At 43.5% G+C, this 21,624-nt stretch carries 22 protein-coding genes; all 22 read right to left on the bottom strand.

Annotation, left to right across the window (positions count from 1 at the left end; all coding sequences use genetic code 11):
- Nucleotides 1–96: 96 nt before the first annotated feature.
- Entirely contained in the window at nt 97–990 is an 894-nt protein-coding gene (gene era, locus BLR65_RS19130) for a GTPase Era (RefSeq protein WP_176772767.1), read from the bottom strand.
- Between the two features lie 29 nt (nt 991–1,019).
- Nucleotides 1,020–1,406: a cytidine deaminase gene (locus BLR65_RS19125; protein ID WP_093795772.1), complete on the bottom strand. Its 387-nt coding sequence runs from the start codon at nt 1,404–1,406 to the stop codon at nt 1,020–1,022.
- Nucleotides 1,407–1,417: 11 nt separating this feature from the next.
- A complete protein-coding gene (locus BLR65_RS19120) occupies nt 1,418–1,759 on the bottom strand; it encodes a diacylglycerol kinase family protein (protein WP_093795787.1) in 342 nt (113 codons plus the stop codon).
- 10 nt (nt 1,760–1,769) lie between these two features.
- On the bottom strand, nt 1,770–2,225 hold the full coding sequence (gene ybeY, locus BLR65_RS19115) for an rRNA maturation RNase YbeY (RefSeq protein WP_218130648.1): 456 nt from the start codon (nt 2,223–2,225) through the stop codon (nt 1,770–1,772).
- A complete protein-coding gene (locus tag BLR65_RS19110) occupies nt 2,167–4,356 on the bottom strand; it encodes an HD family phosphohydrolase (protein WP_093795770.1) in 2,190 nt (729 codons plus the stop codon). The genes ybeY and BLR65_RS19110 overlap by 59 nt, the downstream gene beginning before the upstream one ends.
- Nucleotides 4,357–4,412: 56 nt before the next feature.
- A complete protein-coding gene (locus BLR65_RS19105; RefSeq protein ID WP_093795769.1) occupies nt 4,413–5,351 on the bottom strand; it encodes a PhoH family protein in 939 nt (312 codons plus the stop codon).
- Nucleotides 5,352–5,390: 39 nt separating this feature from the next.
- Nucleotides 5,391–6,605, bottom strand: coding sequence for a sporulation protein YqfD (yqfD, locus tag BLR65_RS19100; protein ID WP_093795768.1), 1,215 nt, complete (start codon nt 6,603–6,605; stop codon nt 5,391–5,393).
- Nucleotides 6,595–6,870: a sporulation protein YqfC gene (yqfC, locus tag BLR65_RS19095; RefSeq protein ID WP_093795767.1), complete on the bottom strand. Its 276-nt coding sequence runs from the start codon at nt 6,868–6,870 to the stop codon at nt 6,595–6,597. Before yqfC ends, yqfD begins: the two co-directional genes overlap by 11 nt.
- 70 nt (nt 6,871–6,940) lie before the next feature.
- Nucleotides 6,941–8,530, bottom strand: coding sequence for an ATP-binding protein (locus BLR65_RS19090; protein ID WP_093795786.1), 1,590 nt, complete (start codon nt 8,528–8,530; stop codon nt 6,941–6,943).
- A gap of 327 nt (nt 8,531–8,857) precedes the next feature.
- A complete protein-coding gene (locus BLR65_RS19085; RefSeq protein ID WP_093795766.1) occupies nt 8,858–9,244 on the bottom strand; it encodes a hypothetical protein in 387 nt (128 codons plus the stop codon).
- A gap of 12 nt (nt 9,245–9,256) precedes the next feature.
- Nucleotides 9,257–10,261, bottom strand: coding sequence for a flotillin-like protein FloA (floA, locus tag BLR65_RS19080; protein WP_093795765.1), 1,005 nt, complete (start codon nt 10,259–10,261; stop codon nt 9,257–9,259).
- Nucleotides 10,262–10,283: 22 nt separating this feature from the next.
- The gene (locus BLR65_RS19075) at nt 10,284–11,591 is read right to left on the bottom strand and encodes an NfeD family protein (protein WP_093795764.1); all 1,308 of its coding nucleotides are present in this window, start codon (nt 11,589–11,591) and stop codon (nt 10,284–10,286) included.
- Between the two features lie 507 nt (nt 11,592–12,098).
- Nucleotides 12,099–12,551 (bottom strand): GatB/YqeY domain-containing protein, encoded by a 453-nt coding sequence (locus BLR65_RS19070; RefSeq protein WP_093795763.1) that lies wholly within the window; start codon nt 12,549–12,551, stop codon nt 12,099–12,101.
- An 18-nt stretch (nt 12,552–12,569) separates the two neighbouring features.
- The gene (gene rpsU / locus BLR65_RS19065) at nt 12,570–12,746 is read right to left on the bottom strand and encodes a 30S ribosomal protein S21 (RefSeq protein WP_021167731.1); all 177 of its coding nucleotides are present in this window, start codon (nt 12,744–12,746) and stop codon (nt 12,570–12,572) included.
- Nucleotides 12,747–12,842: 96 nt separating this feature from the next.
- Nucleotides 12,843–13,190, bottom strand: coding sequence for a histidine triad nucleotide-binding protein (locus BLR65_RS19060; protein ID WP_093795762.1), 348 nt, complete (start codon nt 13,188–13,190; stop codon nt 12,843–12,845).
- An 89-nt stretch (nt 13,191–13,279) separates the two neighbouring features.
- Nucleotides 13,280–14,611, bottom strand: a complete 1,332-nt coding sequence (gene mtaB, locus BLR65_RS19055; RefSeq protein WP_093795785.1) for a tRNA (N(6)-L-threonylcarbamoyladenosine(37)-C(2))-methylthiotransferase MtaB — start codon at nt 14,609–14,611, stop codon at nt 13,280–13,282.
- Nucleotides 14,612–14,617: 6 nt separating this feature from the next.
- Nucleotides 14,618–15,358, bottom strand: a complete 741-nt coding sequence (locus tag BLR65_RS19050; protein WP_093795761.1) for a 16S rRNA (uracil(1498)-N(3))-methyltransferase — start codon at nt 15,356–15,358, stop codon at nt 14,618–14,620.
- Between the two features lie 13 nt (nt 15,359–15,371).
- The gene (prmA, locus tag BLR65_RS19045; protein ID WP_093795760.1) at nt 15,372–16,310 is read right to left on the bottom strand and encodes a 50S ribosomal protein L11 methyltransferase; all 939 of its coding nucleotides are present in this window, start codon (nt 16,308–16,310) and stop codon (nt 15,372–15,374) included.
- A 39-nt stretch (nt 16,311–16,349) separates the two neighbouring features.
- Entirely contained in the window at nt 16,350–17,498 is a 1,149-nt protein-coding gene (gene dnaJ, locus BLR65_RS19040; protein WP_093795759.1) for a molecular chaperone DnaJ, read from the bottom strand.
- Between the two features lie 20 nt (nt 17,499–17,518).
- Nucleotides 17,519–19,363, bottom strand: coding sequence for a molecular chaperone DnaK (dnaK, locus tag BLR65_RS19035; RefSeq protein ID WP_093795758.1), 1,845 nt, complete (start codon nt 19,361–19,363; stop codon nt 17,519–17,521).
- Nucleotides 19,364–19,399: 36 nt separating this feature from the next.
- A complete protein-coding gene (grpE, locus tag BLR65_RS19030; protein ID WP_093795757.1) occupies nt 19,400–20,017 on the bottom strand; it encodes a nucleotide exchange factor GrpE in 618 nt (205 codons plus the stop codon).
- 18 nt (nt 20,018–20,035) lie between these two features.
- The gene (locus BLR65_RS19025) at nt 20,036–21,619 is read right to left on the bottom strand and encodes a TCP-1/cpn60 chaperonin family protein (protein ID WP_093795756.1); all 1,584 of its coding nucleotides are present in this window, start codon (nt 21,617–21,619) and stop codon (nt 20,036–20,038) included.
- Nucleotides 21,620–21,624 lie beyond the last annotated feature (5 nt).

Here is a 21,624-nt window from a genome sequence, read left to right as displayed (position 1 = left end):
ATTCACCTCTCTTACAAATGATACCATTAAGCGACGATTTGGTCAATAAATAGAAAAACCACCGCAGAGCGGTGGCACCGTATTTCTTTACTTAATTTACTCAAAACCAAAGTTTTTTAGCACATTGGCCCGATTTCGCCAGTCTTTTTTAACTTTAACCCACAAGTCGAGATATACCTTTGATCCCAGAAGATTCTCAATATCGCTTCGGGCTAACCGGCCAATATCCTTCAACAACCGGCCTCCAGCACCAATAACAATCCCCTTTTGCGAATCGCGTTCAACATAAATCACCGCCCTAACATACAAATCGTCATTGGGCCTAGTCACAATTTCTTCAATATCAACAAGAATAGCATGAGGAATTTCTTCTTTAGTCAAATGGAGCACTTTTTCCCTGATAAGTTCGGCAATAACCAAACGTTCGGGCTGATCAGTAATCATATCTTCCGGATAATATTGTGGACCCGGTTCTAGATATGACTTTATCTCCTTAACCAATTCTTCTAAATTAGTATGATCAAGTGCCGAAATCGGTACAACCGCAGCAAAATTAAATTGCGAAGTATACTTTTCAATAATCGGCAGCAGCTTTTGTTTCTCGATTTGGTCAATTTTATTTACCGTAAGAATGACCGGCGTACGGACATTAGTCAGATTGTCCAGAATATAGCGTTCCCCTGGCCCCATTTCGGCAGTCACATCAACAACAAATAAAATAACGTCCACTTCACGCAATGTGCTTTCCGCTTCCCGGACCATATACTCGCCCAATTTATGTTTCGGTTTATGGATACCTGGTGTGTCAATAAATAGAATCTGGGCATCTTCCTGCGTCAGCACGCCCATAATTTTATTTCGGGTTGTTTGCGGCTTGTCGGACATGATAGCCACTTTTTGACCAATTAAATGATTCATTAATGTAGATTTTCCAACATTTGGCCGTCCGATAACTGCAACAAAACCTGATTTATAGTTTTCTTTATTCATTATTTTTATCACCATCTTTTATAAAATTTCTAGCATCTAAAATCACCTTTCGTAAAACCAAATGGTAGAAGCTCCTCGATTGTAACCTGCCGTTGTTCACCTCTTAGATTTGCTAATAGAATTTTTTCAATACCAAATTCGGCAATAACCTGACGGCAAGCACCACATGGCGATACCGGACCGGGCGTATCAGCTGCTATGGCTATTGCAACAAACTCCTGCTCACCTTCGGATACCGCCTTAAAAATCGCCGTACGCTCAGCGCAGATGGATAATCCATAAGAAGCATTCTCAATATTGCAGCCACCGTAAATCCGGCCGCTTTTTCCCTGTACTGCCGCTCCTACCATAAATTTTGAATAAGGAGCATAGGCTTTTTTTCTGGCATAAATGGCAGTTTCCACTAACTTGTCCATTATCTTCCCACCTATTTTAACAGTTTATCCCCAAATAGTACATAACCAACCCCCAGAGCAGCTATAGCCTGAATAAGAACAGCACCCGCCGCAATATCTTTGGCTAGTTTTGCCAGCGGGTGAAATTCTGGTGAAATTCGGTCAACAACAGCTTCTAGTGCCGTATTAAACAATTCGGCTGTAAGAACACCGGCAATTGTCAAAAACAAAACTCCTAATTCAATGCCATGTAATTCATATTGCCAGGCTAATCCGAATGCTCCGCAGGCAGCAACCAAATGAACTTTCATATGTCGCTCCCTGTGTATGCAATCAATAATACCGGTTGCCGCACAACGAAAAGCAGTTATCATTCGCCATTTATTACTGTTCACGGGTAATCCCGAGCAGCGATAAAATATATTCTTCTTCCTGACGCATTTCTGTTCGATCTTTCTCAGCCTCATGATCATAGCCCAACAGGTGCAGCATCCCATGGACCGTCAAATAAGCCAGCTCGCGTTCCAGACTATGACCAAATTCCTGGGCCTGCCTTGACGCAGTTTCTAAGGATATCACGATATCGCCCAGCAAAATTTCAATATCCTCAGGAGTCTCAGCAATCTCAGGTTCTTGATCACCTGCACACTGATCATTCATAGCAAACGACAGAACATCTGTTGGGGAATCTTTTTGCCGATATTGCCGGTTGAGCTGATGGATATATTCGTCATCTGCCAGCACCACGCTAACCTCAGTCTGAGGTTGTAAGCCATAAACTTCAGCAGCCTTGTTTAGTACTTGCGTCAACATTTGCTCCATTTCCGGAGTTACTGCCATCTTTTCCTGCAAGTTGTTTACAACAATTTCCATTTTTATTTTTTCTCCTCTCAAGCTCCTTTAAAGCTTCAGGGTATTCAATACGACTATGAAACATACTGGACAACAATCTGATAAATACATCACCGATCACCCTAAGGTCACGCAATGTTAAGTTACAGTCATCAAGCTGTCCTTCTTGCAGTCTTTCTCGAATAATCTTTCGTACCGTAGCTTCAATACGGTTAACATTAGGCTTACTAATGGATCTTACCGCTGCTTCACAGGCATCGGCCAACATAATAAGAGCGGCCTCCTTCGTCTGCGGCGTTGGCCCTTCATAGCGGAAATCAGCCTCAATAACACATTCTCCATGTTCATTTTCAGTAGCCCGCTTATAAAAAAAAGATACTAACGTTGTACCATGATGCTGCTGGATGATGTCCACAATAACCTGTGGCAATTTATAATCTTTGCACAAATCAAGGCCATCTTTTATATGTGATGTAACAATAAGGGTACTGAGCGAAGGCGCAATTTTATCGTGGGGATTTTCACAGCCTGATTGGTTTTCAATAAAAAAATAGGGTCTTTTAATTTTGCCAATATCATGGTAATAGGCGCCTACCCGCACAACCACCGGATCTGCCCCCACTGTAACGGCAGCTGTTTCTGCCAAATTTCCAACCAGCACACTATGGTGATAAGTTCCCGGAGCATCCAGTAACAGGCGCTGTAATAACGGGTGATTGGGTTTAGCTAAATCAAGAAGCTTAATTGGGGTCGTAATGTTAAAAGCATGCTCCAGGTAGGGAAGAAGGCCTGTGGTAATTACTGCAGACATAATACCACTGATAGCGCCCATCAACCCCTGAAGCAATACTTCGGTACCATTGAGTTGCTGAATAAGGCCTGTAGAGCCGATTACCAGAAGGTTAATTGCGGCAATCCACACACCGGCTTTTGTTAAACTATAGCCATGCGCCATCTTAGTGACACTGTAAACTCCCGCCATCCCGCCAATCAGTGCAGAAGCCACCGAACGCAGATCATGATCTACAATTACACCAAAAAACATGGCCATAATCACGCTGATTAAAAGGCCTACCCGGCTGTCAATAAGAATAGCAGTTAACAATGCTCCAGCCGCCATTGGTGCGGCAAAATCCGAATAATAATGGGCAACTTTGCCAATCAGCAAAGTAACTAAAACAATCAGCCCCAACAAAAGCAAAACCATATTATTCTCATATACATGGGGGGCAAATTTATATAAATAAGCTAAGGAAATGCCCATAACTAAAAGTACAAAAATAGTCAAACCCAGGATTCGTACTTCACTGATATTACCGGCATATAAGCCCAATTCTTCCATAACCTGAATCTGTTCATTGGTTACAATATCACCACGTCTTACCAAAATTTGCCCTTTTTTGACGGTTTCCCGCACAGATTCCATATTAGCAAGCGCCGCTTGCTTGCGTTTATCTGTTTCGCGGACATTCAAAATAAAATTGGGTCTAATCAGGGTTTGCGCAATGCCGGCCACAACAGCTTCTGCTTCTTTCCCCAGCCCCAGTTCTTCAGCTTCCAGGACAACCTGTTTTCTGGCAATATCAAGGTCATCGTCCCGTATACCGCGTTGCAAATACTTACGCAATATTGATTTCGTATAATCCTCCGCTTTTACTAACCCGGCCTCATCCAAGTTTGCCAAACCATTTACCACTGAAATGGATAAAATAACCGGCAGTTCATGGGTGAGCTTTTCTTTTTTTTGCTCAATTGTTAACGTTTTGTCTATTTGGACTGCTTGGGCTACATGAAAGATATTTTTAACATCTTCCTCAGCTTTCGTCATAACGGCAATATCCATGTCATAAACATTAGCTACGCTGGCCATTACTTCCAGCTCAAGCTTTTTGGTTTTAGCGCTATCGACATAGGAAACCGTTCTTGGTGCAATCACATCACGATCACTAACCTGACCGACTTCTAGCGAAATTTTTTCCGGAATAAAATCAGCTGATAGACAAAGCATGTACAGAGCAAAGAAAATAAAAAACACTACCATGCGACGAATTAGAGAATGGGCATATAGATTCGCCGGTTGTGCGAATAGATCCCGCAGTTTGCTATTAACCGATATCATCTTGTTTCACTCCATACGATAGTTAGCATGAAATAAATACATGCTAACTATTATCATTAGTTTTGGTCATACTGTGCGTAAGCCTTGATGATTCGGCTGACTATTTCATGTCGTACTACATCGCTTTCGCTTAAATTTAATAACGCAATACCAGGAACGCCCGCCAAAACGGCTTGCGCATGTTTAAGTCCGGATTTAACGCCTGACGGCAAATCAATTTGGGTTATATCGCCGGTTATAACCATTTTGGAACCAAACCCCATTCTTGTTAGAAACATTTTCATTTGTTCACCTGTTGTATTTTGTGCTTCATCCAAAATGATAAAGGAATCTTCCAGTGTCCGTCCCCGCATATAAGCTAAAGGTGCCACTTCAATAATATTTTTGGCCATATATTTTTGTACCGTATCAGTTCCCATAATGTCGTACATGGCATCATATAGCGGCCGTAAATAGGGATCAACCTTTTCTTGTAGGTCACCCGGTAAAAAACCCAGTTTCTCACCGGCTTCCACTGCCGGTCGAGTCAAAATAATTCTTTCTACCTGCTTACTCTTTAAGGAAAATACTGCCATTGCAACCGCAAGATAAGTTTTCCCTGTTCCCGCGGGTCCTATTCCGAAAGTGATAGGATTGCGGCGAATAGCTTCCAAGTATTGACTTTGCCCCAAGGTCCTTGGTTTAATATGACGGCCTCTGGCTGTAACCAACACTGTATCAGCAAACATTTGATGAAGAAAATCTGCCTGTCCCTCGAGAATCATACGAATACTATACCGTACATCATGGCTTGTTATGGGGTTGCCTTCCCGGTATAAATAAATAAGCTCACTTAAGAGACGTGCCAGTTGTTCGACCTCACCGTCCTGACCATCCAAAATCAATTCTGTTCCTCTTGCTGTTATTCTACTGGAAAAATGCTGGCTCATTACACTTAAATATTCATCATTTCTCCCCAAAACCGCGATTGCTTCCTTTGTGTCTACAAATGTCATCCTTTTCTCCAAATAAACAATGCCCCCTACTACAATAATTCACTGTGAAATATTTATAGTCTGCCCAATATCTTCAATTGTTTCCACATTCACTTTTACTCTCACGATGTTGTCTTCCGGAGTTTTTATTACTTCGTAATTGCGGGACAAAATTTGCGCTGCTTCCGGAATAATATCCTGCACTGCCTGAACAGCCTTGGCGTGGGCTTCGTCGCGCGCCTGTTCAAATGGTTTTTCAATAAGATTTGAATTTATTTCATGATATATTTTAATAGTTGATTCGACAGGGAATTCGCTATTCCTCCATAGCGGCAATTGTTTACCGATAATCTCGGTTTCATACTCTTGAAACGGAGGTTCTGGCACATCGTTAAAAGCGATCTCCGTATCACCGATTTTCATCTTCATACACATTTGCATATTACCAGTCCGGGTCATTGTAGTTTGAGTAAGCTCAGTTTCGGCATAGCTTTCATACCACACTCTGGCTTTTATAATGCCTTTAGCCCTGACAAGCTCCCTGGGGGCATTTATGATCGGCGGCTGACTATCTGTTGCGGCAGGCGCCGGCTCCGGAGCCAAGCCCTTAATCAATACATCTCCTTTTTTTACCGTATCGCCATTTTTTACCGCCGCCTGTCCCGCTAAGGCGATAATTTCGGTAATCACTCCATCTTTGGCGGCCACAATGTGTGCCGGTGCTTTATTTTCTTGTTTGGGCATAGTTTTTTCAACAATTTCTATAACCGCCCTTGTTCCAGTAAAATCAATTCCTACCCAGGCCACCTCCGGAACATTTAACATAATCTCCCGTTCAATTGCTTTAAGGTTAATCCTCTCTTTACCAGCACCCGGCTTTAAGCCATACTGCTCAGCGACATCTCTAATTGTTTGTTCTGGCACATTTTTTGAGCCCTTAACCTCAACAAACCAAACATAAGACGTTAGTGTATACAGCAAGGCCAAAAACAAAACACAGCCAAACATCAACACTTTTCTTTTTTTAATACGTTTGGCCATAAACGGTAAGCCCCGGTGAGCTAATACTTTTACTTTCGTACGGCTGGCCAATACTAAAGGCCTAATTTGAAAAAAATCATGCAAACCGATCCAAGCAACTAAATCCTTATCGGTTTTTGTTATTCCCCATAATAAAATTTGCTCGGTAATACACAAGTTAATAAAGCGTTCAGGCATCGTCCCGCTGATCCGAATTTTTACGGCCCCTCGCAAGTAGTTCCTGTTAAATATCATACTTAACCTCCTGCACGACGCCTTCAACCAGGATTTGTTCGGACTGCAAGTTTCCTAATGTCAGTGCTTCACCATAGATCATTAATTCACCCTGGCTAAGTTTAATACGAACAAGCGAAGGGGTATATTCAATAATTCCTTTGTGATTTTCAACCAACAATTGCTTATTGCCAAGCATTGTAATGCGCGGCAAATCCATTACAATATCTTGCGGAATATCTAATAAGCCTGCCAATGACTGCAAATTTCCTTTACGGCGCAGCATGAAAAATCCCCCCTCATATACAAATGTATGCCTCTTCCTAGGCTAATTAGTACATAAGAAGGGAATTCCCTTACGATATATTTATATTCGCAAATGCACCTGACTGTTGCATTTGCATTAAACTACCCTGCAAGGCGGGACTATTTCCATACGTTCTGGCTAGATATTCATCAAATTTGTGCACTTTGACCGGTGCCGCAAAGCGCATATAGTTTGTGGCTACAATCATTTCACCACAGTCAAGGTTTTTGATTTCATTGCGCTGCTGCAAAATATCCTTACGGCACATTGCCTCAAGTTTGCCTCTATCTGCCTTAGATGCCAATCCTAAAATAAAGAGAGTGTTTAGTTGGGATAATACTTTATCGGCCAGTAAGCGAGGCTGCTGGTCAACAACACATAGGCCGATATTAAATTTTCTGGCTTCACTGACTAGCCTGGCAAAAACATTTTGCGTGCTTTGCTCTTTCTTTCCCAGAAAACGGTGAGCTTCTTCGAGTACAATCAAAACAGGCTTGACTTTAGAACGTTCAAGTTCAGATTTGTTAGCGTAATGCATCAACAGTTTTTTTGACAATAAGGTAGACAGCGCTTGCTCGCCTATGGGAGAAATATTTTTTAATTCAATCAATACTACTTTTCCCTGTTCCAACTCTGTAAGCATTTGCTCAACAGCCGTCAAATCCTTTACGTTTCCTGTCTCTTCTTTTATATTTAACTCTTGTTCAAGATTCCAGCAAATGCTTTTTATTTTGCTAATTGTACGCGATTGAAATTTTTGGCCGGTACAGCCGGCAATCTCCTCAATAATATCGGCAGTATCATATTTTAAAATATAATCCATCCATTGGTCCTGCCAAACAGATGACAATTTATAAATTGCATCAAGCTGCGGTTCAGTAAACGTTGCACAAGCGGTAATATCTTCCGGTTCGACTTCATTATAGTTTAATGCGAGTCTATTCACATTTTTCCTTGAAATTTCCGGATTTGTATTATAAACCACTAACCGCTCATTAACTTTGGGATGGAGTGACAGATCGCGGTAATACTCGTTATGCACGTCAAAAATGAGCAGCCCGTAATTTTTGCTGTCAATAATCGAACTGGAAAGTACTTTTACCAAATTACTCTTTCCCGACCCAGTTGTGCCAAAAATTCCAATGTGCTCGGTAATGGCCTTTGATCCAAATATGCCGACAGGTAGTTTAAGAACTTCACGGCCACTTTTTAAATAACCAATCTCTAAATCCCCTTTCATCTCTTCGAGTAAGGCTGTATCATCGCTCGCCAATCCACGGACTTCACAAAAGAAATCAGGACAAGTTTTAGGATTGAATAACTGTCCTTCGGCATTAACATAACAAAGTTGTTCGGCAATTCCAATTTTCACAGTGTGATTGCCGCCTAAATAGAAGTCAAGTTCTTCCTGATTGGCAACTTGTCCGTTTTCATCCAGTTTGCTCATTAAATAGCTTACACCATTCATGCCAGACCACCGTGATTTAATTTTGAAATCATAAGCCCGGATATAAAACTTGTCATGATTTTTTCCTTCAACAACTAAAATATCACCAAAATCAACATCCTGATTAGGAGCAACGACAAATTCCATATAAGTGCCTTTTGCGTAAGTAAGGCGGCCTTTATAATCCGACATATGTTTTGCCCCCTTGATTGATAATTTACTTGCAAAATTAGTTTGTGCCAAAACAAAAAAATAAAACAGGGGATTTTTGCCCGGCAAAAGCAAAACAAAATTCCATATCGGCATAATTACTGCCGTTCGATGCTCGACTTTCAGTTATCCGTATATTTGTGATATAATGAAGAAAATATTTGCCAGATTATAAAAAAAGTGACAGGCGACTTAAAATTTTATCCTATTCTGTTTTTCTGGTTCCGCTAATCTCCAGACGGCTTTTCTAGACAAGTCAAGGCCTCAACCTTTGTTCGCTACGAAGGTTGAGGCCTTGTTTCATGTTGCCTATTTACGGTGCCGCCAAATTGGACGATACGCGCGAGGCGGTTGAATGATTTCCGAAAAAATCAAACCATTTTGCACCATTTGCCAAGAAAGTTTGCCTTGCCACGGGGAAACTGGTTCTGTCGTTTGCGGTATAGCTACCGGAGCCGGCATCACAACAGCTTGTTTTTGAGCAATATTCCAGTTGTTGGAAGCATCTGCAGAAAAATCCATAATAGGTTCTGCGACCGGCTTCGGTTCATTTTTAGTCGACTGCATTCCCACCGGTTGCGGTATTTTGTCAGGAATATCCGGATATTCATATTTTTTTGGTTCTTTTCGCCGTTTTAATAATTCAGGAACAAGATACAAAAGCAACATTAAAAGCAGTGGAATTAGTGAATCCATAGTCTCACCTGCCTACTTCTTGGGTTCATCTGTTTTCACCGGGACGGAATCTACCGGACCGGCCTTGGCAATGGTTTCACGCATTTGCGTATCGGCCAGCACATTATTCATATTATAATAGTCCATCACGCCAATTCGTCCTTCCTTAAGCGCAACGGCAAGTGCTTTCGGCACATCAGCCTGCGCCTCTACTACTTTCGCCTGCATTTCCTGTGTATAAGCACGCATTTCCTGTTCCTGAGCTACCGCCATCGCCCGCCGTTCTTCAGCTTTGGCCTGCGCAATGCGTTTTTCAGCTTCCGCCTGGTCGGTCATCAGTTCTGCACCGATATTGCGTCCAACATCAACATCAGCAATATCAATAGAGAGAATTTCAAACGCAGTACCGGAATCCAATCCTTTAGTTAATACCGTGCGCGAAATATCATCCGGATTTGCCAATACTTCTTTGTGGTCATCCGTTGAGCCAACTGTTGTAACAATACCCTCACCAACACGGGCTAAAATAGTGGCTTCGCCTGCTCCCCCTACCAGCCGGTCAATATTAGCTCTTACCGTAACCCGTGCTTTGACCTTGAGTTCAATACCATTTTTAGACACAGCTGACACAAATGGAGTTTCTATGACTTTAGGGTTAACACTCATCTGAACAGCTTCAAGCACATTTCGACCAGCTAAATCAATCGCTGCGGAACGCTCAAACGACAAGGGTATTTCAGCCCGATGCGCGGCAATTAGCGCATCAATTACCTTATCAACATCACCGCCGGCCAAATAATGCGCCTCTAACTGATTAACGTTTACACTAAGGCCAGCTTTGTTAGCCTTGATCAAAGGAAGTACAATTTTACTGGGCGGTACTCGTCTGAGGCGCATGCCGACAAGAGTAAAAATACCGACATTAACACCGGCAGCTAAAGCTGAAATCCATAAACCCAAAGGCACAAAATGTAAGAAGATGCTAATCGCAACAATGACAAGAATAATAAAGAAAGCACTACCGATTAAAGTGGACAATATATTTACCTCCCTTATAAATTTAGGAATTGACTTTTCTTACAACAATACGGTTTCCTGCTATACTCACCACCTTTACCAATTGATTAGGCTCCACAAACTGCCCTTCAGAAACTACGTTCAATTGAGTTCCGTCAATAATCATTGTTCCGGCTGGTCTAAGACCTGTCGGGGTAATTCCTGTCTTGTCAAGGTATATGCGATAATCAAGACTGCTTGTAAACCCAGCACTTGTGGTCTCAGTTTCTTTTAGAACCAGCCGTGACCACAATTTGCTTGACGGCAAACGTTTTACTAATACTAAAAACACGATAATTGCTGCAAGCAAGCTAATAGCCAGCAGATTAACAGCAGCAGCATTTGCACCTAACGTGAGAAATAAGCTGGCAAAAATTGCAACAACGCCGCTTATTCCCAATATTCCAAGTCCCGGCGTATACAGTTCCAAAATGATCAAACCAATACCGCCAAAAAACAGAAGAATCTCCAGCCATCCGGCAATACCGGTAATCCATTGACTGCCAAAAAACAATGCCGCGGCTAGCAAACCGATTAAAGCAGCCACTCCTAAACCAGCGGTTTTGATTTCTGCCAATACGGCCAAAAAAATAATTGATATTAAAAATGATTTCACTGTCGGGTCTGTCAGCCAACCTGCTGCTTTTTCCGGCCACCCCAGTGTATAATCCACAACCTGACTGTCGGCTAAACCGAAATGCGAGAGTACGGCCTCACGATCCGGTGCTACAGTATCGGCAAACCCCAGTTTTTCCGCCTGATAATCAGTAAGAGCCAATATCTGGCCTGGTTCGGCATAACCCGGGAAACCTAAAGATTTATCCACCATGGCTTCGGCCACTCTGGGATTACGGCCAGTCTGATTAGCAGTTGCGGCAAATTCGGCTTTTAATGCCGCCACGGTTTTTTCCGTTGTTGGTATGGGTTCGGCCGCACCGATACTGCCTCCCGGCGCTATGGCGATATACTTATGAGATATCGCAATAAGTGCACCTGCTGACCAGGCTCGGTTTTTTATATAACAAATAGTCGGCACAGGTGAACTTGTAATCATGTCCCGAATGCTAACTGCCGAATCAACCAATCCGCCGAAGGTATCAATTTCTACCAAAATGGCTTGGGCCTGTTTGCTCTGGGCATCAGCCATAGCTTTATGGACTAAAGCCGCCTGTCCGCCATTAATCTCTCCCTTAATAGAAATGCTGATGACCGGCCCAGCCCCGGCTTCTGCCGGTCTATCCCCGAAAAATAACAATGAGAAAAATAACAGTAAAAGCAATAATCGTTTTTTATGAATATGGGGGTACCCCATAGCCTCACCTCGAATCTATAAGAATCTGATTAGGAATGTCTTATTAGTTTATTCGCCAATAAGTCATGGCATTCCTGTTTTCTTACGAATATGTCGAAAGTTTGAAAATTCCCACTTCTAGTATTTCTATTGACATGTCGATTAGTGTATGTTATTGTCTTAATATAGTTTGAGTGAAGCTTTTTTGTCATTTACTTTGCAGCAACGGTTTTCTTTACACTCTATAGGTAACAGCTCTATTGGCAATAACTGATTTACTACATTCAAACCAAGATACTACGTATAACCATTCTACTATTTAGTAAAATTACGTACCATATTCTTACTACATTGATAGCAATTGCCTAACAACACATTAAAATTGTTGCTTCACTAACTATAAATAAGACAAGCTCTGCTTGTCTTATTTTTTATACGAAAACTAATAAAGATTCTTTCTGGCAAGTGGTACACTCCCCTTTTTGAGAAACTAAAATCCGGCGCTTTTAACGCCGGATTCAATTAGTTTTACTTATTTAAGTACTCGCGCACAATGGCATTTACCATTTTACCGTCGGCACGGCCTTTCACTTTTGGCATCAATACAGCCATAACCTTGCCCATATCTTTGGCGCTAGCAGCTTGAGACTCTTTAACAGCTTCATCTACAAGCGCACGTACATCTTGCTCACTTAATTGCTGAGGAAGGTATTGCATTAGAATATCGATTTCCTGTTCAAGGTTCTCCACTAGATCAGGACGATTACCTTTTTTAAACTCTTCCATCGAATCCCGGCGCATTTTGACTTCTTTAGCCAGTACATCCAGAACTTCTTCTTCAGAAAGCTCTTTTTTCTTGTCAATCTCTACATACTTGATATTGGCACGAACCATGCGAATGACAGAAAGCCGTAATTTTCCGGCTTCTTTATCCTTCATAGCCTGCTTCATATCTTCTGTCAATCTGTCTTTAAGAGACATTAAATCAACCCTCCGAAACTAGTTAAACTTACGTTTACGCGCTGCTTCGGATTTTTTCTTGCGCTTTACGCTCGGTTTTTCATAATGCTCGCGTTTTCTAACTTCTGCAAGAACCCCGGCTTTTTGGCAAGTACGCTTGAAACGGCGGAGTGCGCTGTCAAGTGTTTCATTTTTGCCTACTTTTACTTCAGACATCTGATCTCCCTCCCTCCACTAGAACCATTACGAGGAAGTGTACTTGAATAACATACACCTAATTATTATACACTAGAACACTGAATATTGTCAATATTAACCTGGTGGCCAAGTCATAAATTTGCCGCCCAATACGTGGAAATGAAGGTGATAAACCGTTTGTCCTCCATTATCTTTTGTATTAATAACAATGCGGAAACCATCCTCCGCTAATCCGGCAATAGCAGCTATCTTAGGTATTGTCGCCATAATATGCCCAAGTAAAGCAGTATCTTCAGGACCGGCTTCCAAAATATTAGCAATATGCTTCTTAGGTATTACCAAAAGATGTACCGGTGCCGCAGGATTTATATCAGGAAAAGCAATTAATTGCTCGTCTTCGTACACGGCATTGACCGGAATGGTTTTGGCTGCAATTTTACAAAATATACAGTCTTGCTGCATGGGCATTCCCTCCGCAGTAGATAGTAATATACACTTGCTCTCTAAAATATTCTGCCTAATTATATAAATTCCTGCCGAAAATATATCAATCAGGAAAAATATTCGGATATTTGACCCCAAAAACCGTCTTGGTAAAGTCTTTCCAGTTTCACAGTAGCGATCTTCCCAACACATTCTTGGTTACCTGGAGCATGAACCCGCAGGTAGTTATTTGTTAAACCAGAAACAGATCCGCTGGCCTCAGCTGTTTCAAAAAGGACATCATGATATTGGCCTAAAAACAACTGATGAAATTCGCTACTTTTTCGTTCGGCCAATTGCTGTAAGCGCAGTACACGCCTCTTTTTATCTGCTTCTGAGACCTGACCCAAAAACTTGGCAGCAGGGGTGCCGGTACGGCGTGAATAAGGAAATATATGGACTTTGGCAAAATTCATCTTATTTACAAAAGCCAGCGTGTTTTCAAACATACCCTCCGTTTCACCGGGAAATCCTACGATAATATCGGTTGTAATGGCAATCCCAGGCACATGGGCCTTTATACCATGGATTAGTTCTTGATACTCAGCCGTTGTATAATGCCGATTCATCGCCTTTAAAATTCGATCATCACCTGCTTGTAATGGCAAATGAAGATGCGGACATAAACGTTTATCTGTTTGCATTAATGCAACTAATTTATCTGAAACCTCAATTGATTCCAGCGAACCCAGTCTAAGGCGCATAAGCCGGCCGCCACCTGCGTTGAGCACTGTCTCAACAGCCTCAACCAGTGTAATTTCCGATCCATCAGAAGATAAATCGTGTCCAAAGGCGCCAAGGTGAATTCCGGTTAATACAATCTCGCTAAAACCTGCAGTTACCAGTTTTTCCGTTTCCGCGGCAATGCTGGCAAGTGAACGCGACCGTAAAGGTCCCCGGGCATAGGGAATAATACAATATGTACAAAAATTGGTGCATCCTTCCTGGATTTTTAAGAACGCCCGTTTTCGTCCGGGCATCGAAAATAACGGAATATCCTCAAATTCTTTGGCATGCATAATATCAGACACCGCATTTACCTGAGCGGCGCGGTTATTAGCGGCGGCAGCCTCTACCAGTTCGACAATTTTCGCCCGGTCCTGTGTGCCAACAATAACGTCAACACCGGGAATTTGTGAAACTTGATCAGGCGAAAGCTGAGAATAACAGCCGGCAACCGCGATAATGGCCTCCGGATTTTGCCTGCTGGCACGTCTAATCAGCTGGCGTGATTTCTTCTCGCCAAGATTCGTTACCGAACAAGTGTTAATTACATAGACATCGGCGTGTTGGTCAAAATTTACTACCTCATAGCCGCGGGCCTTAAACAGGCCTTCCATGACTTCGGTTTCAAACTGATTTACTTTGCAGCCAAGTGTTGTAAGTGCTACTTGCGGCATCATCCTTTAGCCCCCCAAATCACCGCATTCATACATAACTGCCGTTAATGCTGCTAAAGCAGCTGTTTCGGTACGCATAACGCGCGGCCCCATGGTTGCAATGCTTACGTCGTGTTGCCGGCATAATGCTACTTCTGCAGAGCTAAAACCTCCCTCCGGGCCAATAAAAAGGAGATAGGTCTGTTTCCCGCCGCTGCCGGCAAGTACCTCTTTAATTCCTAGGGGAGCTTTCCCCTCATAGAGCATAATTTTAACGGCTTTAGCGAACTCTTCATCGTCAAGCACTTTGGTTAGATCGGTGATCGGGCAAACCTCCGGAATAGCATTTCTACCACATTGTTTCGCAGCTTCACGGGCAATTCTTTGCCAGCGAACTTTTTTTTCCGCCTGCTTGGCAATATCATAACGGACTACTATATGTTCGGTAGCAACCGGAATTATACCCCTTACCCCCAGTTCCACTGCCTTTTGAATAATAAAATCCATCTTTTCGCCTTTAGCAAGCCCTTGAACTAACCAAACATCAACCGGCGGTTCAGTGATGTCTTCAACAATTTCCAGTAATTTAAGTTCAACACGCTCGGGACTTGCCGTTACGATTTCAGCCCTGCCTGATTTTCCGTCCTGACCGGACAACCAGACAGCAGTACCGGCGGCTAAACGAAGTACAGAAACCATGTGCCTGGCATCGGCATGAGTAATGGTCATTTGCTCACTTAGCGGTGCATCAATAAAGAAACGGCGCATTCGCTGCGCCTCCTTAATGGCTGACACAGGTCGCCATTATGGCTACCCATCCGCCTTCTTCAGTCACTTTATCGACCACAAACTCATTTTCAATAAGAGCCTGTGTCACATCGCTTAGCCGTTCTGTAATAATGCCGCTGGCAATAAAAACACCTTTTTCGGTCAGTCTGCGCCGGACATCAGGCAGCATTTTTATAATAATATCAGCGATAATATTGGCTACTATTACATCCGCCTTGCCGGTCACACCTGTTAAAAGATCGCCTTGAGCTACACTTACCGTATCAGCGACCTTATTGAAAGCAACATTTTCGGTGGCTACCCGTACCGCCACCGAATCAAGATCAATGGCATGCACAGCGTTTGCTCCCAACTTGGCAGCCGCTACCGCCAAAATTCCAGAACCTGTGCCCACATCAAAGACAGTATGGCCTGACTTAATTACATCCTCCAAAAAGCGGATACACATGGAAGTGGTTTGATGTGTTCCTGTGCCAAAGGCCATTCCCGGGTCAATTTCAATAATAATATCGCCTTCTGCCGGCAAATATTCTTCCCAGGAAGGTTTAATGACAATATGTTCACTAACCCGCACTGGATGAAAAAACTCTTTCCAAGCGGAAGCCCAATCTTCCTCCTGCACTTCCCGGCAGTTTATACAACCGCGTCCCTTATCAAGATTATGTTCTTGCAGGTGATTAACACGTTCTTCAAATACACGCAGTTTATCATCCAGAAACTCGTCAACAGGTAAATAGGCTTTAACCGTTACAACTTCAGTCTCCAGTTCCTCGGGGATGTCGCAGTAATCCCAACTTCCTGAGCGCCGGTAAGTATTTATTAATTCAGGATCTTCTATCACTACTCCGCTTGCACCCAGATCATGAAATATATTAGCTATTGCTTCTGTGGCTTCATGAGAGGTTTGAATACTTATCTCAGACCATTTCACGCGACATCGCCCCTTACACTTCATTAATTAAATACCGTATTACATTACGCCAAAAACGTCTTTGAATTTTTTAAAAAAACCTTTCTCTTCAGCGGTAGGATCAGCACCGCCCGCTTTTGCAAATTCCTGCAAAAGCTCTTTTTGACGGTCATTCAGTTTTTTCGGAGTAATTAATTTAACACGCACATGCTGATCGCCGCGTCCATGGCCGCGCAAATGAGGAATGCCCTTGTCTTTGATACGAAATACCGTCCCTGTTTGTGTACCTTCAGGAATTTTAAGTTTAACCTTGCCATCAAGAGTAGGAACTTCAATTTCATCGCCCAAAGTAGCTTGCACAAAATTTATCGGCACTTCGCAAACAACGTCATTTCCTTCGCGTGTAAACAGTTTATGCTGTTTTACAAAAAGATAAACATACAAGTCTCCGGGGGGGCCGCCGCGCTGTCCGGCTTCTCCTTCATGCGCGACCCGGAGTCTTGAACCATTATCAACACCTGCGGGAATTTTAATTTTAATTTTGCGGTTAACCCGGACTTTACCGCGCCCCCGACATTCTTTGCAAGGTGTTTTTATGATTTTACCTTCGCCGTGACAGCGGTCACAGGTCCGTACATTAACCATACGCCCAAATGGAGTATTTTGTGTTACCTGAACCTGACCCGTGCCCCGGCAATCCGGACAGGTTTCCGGATGTGTTCCCGGCGCAGACCCCGAACCTTGGCATGCGCTGCAATCTTCTGTACGTGGCACTTGGATTTCTGTTTCCAATCCGAAAGCAGCATCCTCGAATTTTATCTCCATGTCGTAGCGTAAATCGGCTCCGCGTTCAGGACCGGGAGTGCGACTACCGCCAAAGCCGAAACCGGATTGACCACCAAAAAACATATCAAATATATCAGAAAATCCGCCGGCACCGCCAAATCCACCACCGAATCCACCACCGCCGCCGCTAGCAGCATCAAACGCAGCATGACCAAATTGGTCATACTGCGCCCGGCGCTCGGCATTAGATAGAATTTCATAAGCTTCATTGACTTCTTTAAATTTTTCCTCGGCTTCCTTGGGGTTATCGCGGTTAACGTCAGGATGGTACTTGCGGGCCAGTTTACGATATGCCTTTTTTAGTTCATCTTCAGTCGCTGTTTTGGCTACACCCAGCACTTCATAATAGTCTCGCTTACTCACTTCACACCATCCCAGCTATTTTATTTTTTATCTTCGTCCACCACTTTATATTCGGCATCCACTACTTTTTCATCTTTAGGGGCCGCTCCCTCATTAGCTTGCGGGCCGCCGGGCTGCGCGCCTTCGGCTTGGGCATTTGCCTGGTACATCGCGGTGGATAATTCATAAAGCGGTTTGGTAAGAGCTTCCGTATCTGCTTTTATTGCCTCAAGATCGCTGCCCTTTAAAGTCTCTTTTAGTTTTCCGGCGGCTTGCTCAACTTTCTCCACAAGAGCTTTGTCAGCCTTGTCACCAAATTCTTTAATAGTCTTCTCTGCATTATAAATTAAAGAATCAGCGTTGTTGCGTACTTCGACTTCTTCTTTGCGTTTCTTATCATCAGCGGCATGGGACTCTGCTTCTTTAACCATTCTTTCCACTTCGTCCTTATTCAGACCGCCTGATGAAGTAATCGTAATCTTCTGTTCCTTACCTGTTCCCAAGTCTTTCGCAGATACATGGACAATCCCATTGGCATCAATGTCAAAGGTTACTTCAATGCGGGGTACTCCACGGGGAGCAGGGGGGATACCGGAGAGTTCAAACCGTCCCAATGTTTTATTATACGAAGCCATCTCACGTTCGCCCTGCAATACGTGAATATCAACAGAAGGCTGGTTATCGGCAGCCGTTGAGAAAGTTTGGCTCTTGGAAGTCGGTATAGTGGTATTGCGGTCAATGATTTTAGTGAATACGCCACCTAAGGTTTCAATCCCCAAAGATAGCGGCGTAACATCCAAAAGCAGCACGTCTTTTACTTCGCCGACAAGAACACCGGCTTGAATCGCTGCACCAACAGCTACGCATTCATCCGGATTAACCCCTTTGTGCGGCTCCTTGCTCAAAGACTTTTTAATGGCTTCCTGAACAGCCGGAATACGGGTAGACCCGCCGACAAGAATAACTTTATCAATATCTTTAGCCGACAAGCCGGCGTCACTTAAAGCCTGACGGGTTGGTCCCATGGTCGCTTCCACAAGATCGGCAGTCAATTCATCAAATTTGGCACGGGTCAAATTCAGGTCAAGATGCTTCGGACCGGTTTGATCAGCCGTAATAAACGGTAGATTAACATTCGTGGTAAGAACACCTGACAGTTCTATTTTTGCCTTTTCAGCAGCTTCTTTAAGCCGTTGCATAGCCATACGATCACTCGTCAGATCAATGCCCTGCTCTCTCTTAAATTCAGCTACAAGCCATTTTATAACACGCTCGTCAAAGTCATCGCCGCCCAAACGGTTATTGCCACTGGTGGCTTTTACTTCAAACACACCGTCACCTAACTCAAGAATGGACACATCGAAGGTACCGCCGCCTAAGTCAAATACCAAAACAGTGTGATCATCACCTTTATCCATCCCATAGGCCAAAGCTGCCGCGGTAGGCTCATTAATAATGCGCAGCACTTCAAGACCGGCGATTGCCCCGGCATCTTTCGTAGCCTGACGCTGGCTGTCAGTAAAATAAGCAGGTACGGTAATAACCGCCTGAGTTACTTTTTCGCCCAGATACGCTTCGGCGTCAGCCTTAAGTTTTTGCAAAATCATGGCTGATATTTCTTGCGGAGTATATTCCTTGCCTTCAATATTCACTTTATAAGTAGTACCCATATGGCGCTTAATCGAGCTAACGGTACCATCAGGATTAGATACCGCCTGACGCTTAGCAATCTGGCCAATGAGACGTTCACCATTTTTGGAAAAACCTACAACTGAAGGAGTAATCCGGCTGCCTTCCGGATTAGGAACAACAACAGGCTCGCCGCCTTCCATCACTGCCACACAGGAATTAGTAGTACCAAGGTCAATACCAATTACTTTTGCCATTATCTATTTCCTCCTTAATCATAAACTGCTTTATAGTTAATTACCTACTACCTTTACCATACTCGGACGGACTAGCCGCCCTTTCACTTTATAGCCTTTTTGCAACTCTTCAATGATCATGCCGTCAGGCTGATTTGCATCCTCAACCCGCATAACAGCCTCATGCTGTGTCGGGTCAAAAATATTCCCCACAGCATTGATTGGTTCCACACCTAATTCTACTAAAGCATTGTTTAATTGTCTGAAAATCATTTGCACACCCTTGGCCAGAGTATCCACGTCAGTCGCTTCGCTGGTGGTTGCCCGTTCAAAATTGTCTACCACGGGCAATAACTCACAAATAATTTGTTCAGCCACTATTGCTGATAATTCTTCTTTTTCCTGTCTGGTACGCCGCCGGAAATTATCAAAATCTGCTTGCAGGCGTTTATACCTATCAGTCATTTCCTCAAGCAAGCGGTTTTTTTCTTCCAACGCTGCCATAACCTTGCTTACATCTTCAGAAACAAAACATATTTCAGGATTTTCCTCGGTGGCTGCATTAGCCTGGGAATTTTTCTGCTTGGCAGCAAGCTGTGCCTGCTCCGAATTTAGATTTGGCTGTTCTTGTTTTTTACCTTGTTCTTGCTGTTCCTGTTCTTTTTGTTCTGCCACTAACTCCACCTCCGCACGTTAAAAATCAGGCATACTGCTATCATTTGAGCCTGTTTTTTGGGCATTGGCCCCTTCTTCTTTTTTCTTAATAATTGTATCTATACGCAAAATAGCCACAGCTACCTCACCGGCAGCCTTGATGGCGTGAAGCTTGACCGGAACGGGATCTATTACCCCTCGCGCCAGCATATCAGCTGTTTCACCGGTATCACAATCAATACCTAATGAATCCAGGTTCTGCGCTATTTGCGTAGTCATAACTTCTTCAACTTTTTCCAGTGGATTAAAACCGGCGTTTTCTACAATTTGCGACAAAGGTTGTTTCAATGCGTTAGCTACACAATCAAGCCCATAGGCGGCCATGCCTTTAAGATTTTCCCGGTGTTTACCAACCTCACGTGCCATCGCAATTTCGATTGAACCGCCGCCAGGCACATAGCCGCCTTTAACTGCAGCCTGCACACTGGATGCCGCGTCTTTCGCAATACGCTCACGTTCACCTACCACTTCTTCGGTAGCAGCCCCAACCAATATGGTTGCCATAGGTTTCCCTCTTCCACCTATGACACGCACTTGTTCAAGTTTTTCATCCTGATACACCTTTTCGGCAGTACCCAAATATTTTCCGATATCGCCGGGATCTTTTTTAAGACCCGTACGTTTTAGCATACGTGCCCCGGTATGGTCGGCTACTCGCCGTAAATCTTTTGTAGATACACGCTCAATTACCATGATATTAGCGTCTGTAAGTATTTCTTCGGCAGCACTGTGCACTCCCCGGTCCACCATGACAACGCTGACACCAAGCTCAACAATCTTTTGTACATTCTTTTTAAATTCATCCTGCAGATCGATATAGCGTTTAAAACCGGTTTCGGTACTTAATGCCTCATCTTCAATCTCTTCCGGTTCCAGTGCGTCATCAATCAGCAGTAGCTTAGCATCCAGTATTTCTTCCGGCATTTCTTGCGACATACGTTCCCGGTCAACAATAACCCCCATAAATACTTCGTTATTGGCTCCGGCTTCAGCGGTTATAATTTCTGACAACTTAAAATTATATTCATTCAGTTTTTCGACACCAATTAATTTGGCGGCTGCTACAACTAAATCAGCAATATCCTCATGCTCCCGGCCGGCAATCATGGCAATGCTCCGGAGAATGGGGTCATTTACTTCTGTAATTGTACGTGCGCGCTCTCTCACACCTTCTACCACTTTAGAAACGCCATACTTAATTCCTTCAATAACACGTGCCACCGGCACGCCGCGCATAACTTGATTAACCCCTTCCGAAACCAGGCTGCCGGCCATAATTGTGGTAGTCGTAGTACCATCGCCCACTTCGGCCTGTTGCGCTTTGGCCGTATTAATCAGCATTTTAGCTGCCGGATGGTTAACATCCATTTTATCAAGTATGGTAACACCGTCATTGGTAATAATTACTTCGCCAAAACGGTCAACCAACATAGTATCAAGCCCTTTGGGCCCGATAGTACCTTCCACAGCTGCGGTTATTGCCCGTACCGCATTGGCATTGGTCAGTAGTGCCGCCAGGCGCTCATCTACATCTGCCCCACTGCCGGCTTGCTTTACGTTCATGAAGT

Source organism: Sporomusa acidovorans (assembly GCF_900101845.1).
In the GTDB taxonomy this organism is placed as follows: domain Bacteria; phylum Bacillota; class Negativicutes; order Sporomusales; family Sporomusaceae; genus Sporomusa; species Sporomusa acidovorans.
Note: the sequence above shows the minus strand (reverse complement) of the source record. Positions and strands in the feature narration are given on the sequence as shown.